At 69.9% G+C, this 1,869-nt stretch carries 1 protein-coding gene; it reads left to right on the top strand.

What is annotated here, in order from left to right; genetic code table 11:
- The coding region (locus FKP22_RS29005) for a prolyl oligopeptidase family serine peptidase (RefSeq protein ID WP_141291617.1) at nt 1–1,869 on the top strand (1,869 nt) is incomplete at both ends.

The raw sequence follows: 1,869 nt of genomic DNA, 5'->3' as shown, positions 1-1,869 counted from the left end.
CGCAGCCCGGCCATCGTCTCGCTGGACATTGCCCGCAGTGGCGCCTGGTTCTACCTGAAGCGCGAGCCCGGCGCGCGCGTGGCCAAGCTCTACACCCGCGCCAGTGCCAGCGCGCCCGAGCGCCTGCTGCTGGACCCGGAGAAGTGGGAGAAGCAGACGGGCGTGGCCCACTCGATCAACAACATCGCCGCCTCGCCGGATGGCAGGCACGTGGCCGCCGTCGTCTCCAAGGCCGACGCCGAGCTGGGCGACCTGCGCGTGTTCAGCACCAAGGACGGCCGCGACGAAATGCCGCCGGTGCCCGGCATCTGGGGCGAGATTCCCGGCATGTGGCTGCCCGACAGCCGCGGCCTGATCTACATGCGCGGGGCCGACGCGCTGACCCCGGGTGGTGCCGCCTTCGGCAAGATGCAGGCCCACCTGCGCCGCCTGGCCGGTGGCGAAGACGCCTTGCTGCTGGGCGCAGGCCAGGCAACAGCGGCCATGGGCCCGCAGATCCGCGAACGCGACTGGGTCTGGGCCGACAGCCAGAGCAACCCCGGTTTTGCCGTGCTGCAGCTGAGCGACGGGGTGGGCGCCAATGCCCGCGTGATGTTCGCGCCGCAAGAGGCGCTGCTGAAGCCCACTGCGGCGGCCGCCTGGCAGACCTTGTTCGGCGAGGACATCCGGGCACGCGGCGTGACGCAGCAAGGCCCGTGGGTCTACGCCCGCAGCGCGCAGGACGCGCCGCGCTACCAGGTGCTGCGCTACGACCTGCGTGCGCCGACTCAGCCGCCAGTGGCCGTGGTGCCGCAGCAAGTGGGCGTGATCGACGAGATCACTGCCGTGCAGGACGGGCTGTACTACATCGTGCGCCAAGGCTCGGTCAGCAAGCTGTACCGGCTGCCGCATGGTGCGGGTGTGGACAAGGCGGCCCAGGTGCAACTCCCGTTCGAGGGCGCGGTGTCATTCCTGGGCGCGCAACCGCACCGGCCTGGCGTGGTGGTCACGCTGCAAGGCTGGACCAAGGCGCTGCAGGCCTACGTGGTGCAGGACCTGCGCGCCACGGCCAGCCCGCTGATCCCACCCGACCGCAGCGGCATCGGCCAGGATTGGGTGTCGGAAGAAGCCACCTGCACAAGCCACGACGGGGTCGAGGTACCGATGTCGCTGATCTACAAAAAGGGCTTGGCCAAGGACGGCAGCCACATGACCGTGCTGGACGGCTACGGCGGCTACGGCATGGCCGAGACGGCCTACTTCAACCGCAAGCTGGACCCGTGGCTGCAGCGCGGCGGCATCTGGGTGGACGTGAAGCCGCGCGGCGGTGGCGCCTATGGCCACGAGTGGTACCAAGCCGGCGTAGGCGCCACCAAGCCCAACACCTGGAAGGACATGATCGCCTGCGCCAAGGCGGTGGTCGCGCGCGGCTACACCCGCAAGGACAAACTGGCCATCATCGGCACCAGCATGGGTGGCGTGGCCGTGGGCCGGGCCATCACCGAGGCGCCGGAGCTGTTTGCCGCCGCCGTGGTGCGCGTGGGCATCACCGACAGCGTGCGCTTCGTCGAAGCCACCGATAACGGCCCGAATCACGAGCTGGAAATGGGCTCGGTGAAAACCGAGGCCGGCATGCGCCAGCTGCTGGCCATGAGCACCTACGAACACGTGCAGCCCGGCACGCGCTACCCGGCCGTGCTGTTCACCACGGGCATGAACGACAAGCGCGTGGCACCGTGGATCTCGTTCAAGACCTTCGCCCGTTTGTCCGCTGCCACCGCCAGCGGCGCACCGGTGCTGCTGCGGGTGGAGACGGCCGGCGGCCACGGCGTGAGCCAGACGGCCGAGCAGCGCAACGCCGAACTGGCCGACGTGTTCGCCTTCCTGGCC

This window comes from Ideonella azotifigens (genome assembly GCF_006519715.1).
Lineage (GTDB): Bacteria > Pseudomonadota > Gammaproteobacteria > Burkholderiales > Burkholderiaceae_C > Ideonella > Ideonella azotifigens.
Note: the sequence above shows the minus strand (reverse complement) of the source record. Positions and strands in the feature narration are given on the sequence as shown.